The sequence below is a fragment of the Mesorhizobium sp. M8A.F.Ca.ET.161.01.1.1 genome (assembly GCF_004792105.1).
GTDB lineage: Bacteria > Pseudomonadota > Alphaproteobacteria > Rhizobiales > Rhizobiaceae > Mesorhizobium.
Genome location: NZ_SRTD01000556.1, coordinates 1 through 278, shown reverse-complemented (window position 1 = coordinate 278; position 278 = coordinate 1). Strand labels below are relative to the sequence as shown.

At 61.9% G+C, this 278-nt stretch carries 1 pseudogene; it reads left to right on the top strand.

The window, feature by feature from the left end:
- Positions 1–149 precede the first annotated feature (149 nt).
- A pseudogene (locus tag EN804_RS38575) lies at positions 150–278 on the top strand (ACP S-malonyltransferase); the annotation flags it as partial.

The window sequence follows — 278 nt, the reverse complement described above, 5'->3', positions numbered from 1 at the left end:
ATCAGGTGTGCTCGCCAAAAAGCCTTTTGGAACAGGCAACTCGGCTCGTTTCCCGGCTGAAATAGGCGCGGAACGGGCGCCTGCGGGCTTGACTTGGCCGTCCGCCTTGCGCCAGAGGCAGGGAAAAACAAGCCGCTGGAGACGCTAAGATGGCCGTCGCATTCACCTTTCCGGGACAGGGCAGCCAGTCTGTCGGCATGGGCAAGGACCTCGCCGATGCTTTTTCCGAGGCGCGCCGCGTATTCGAGGAAGTTGACGAGGCGCTCGGCGAAAAGCTG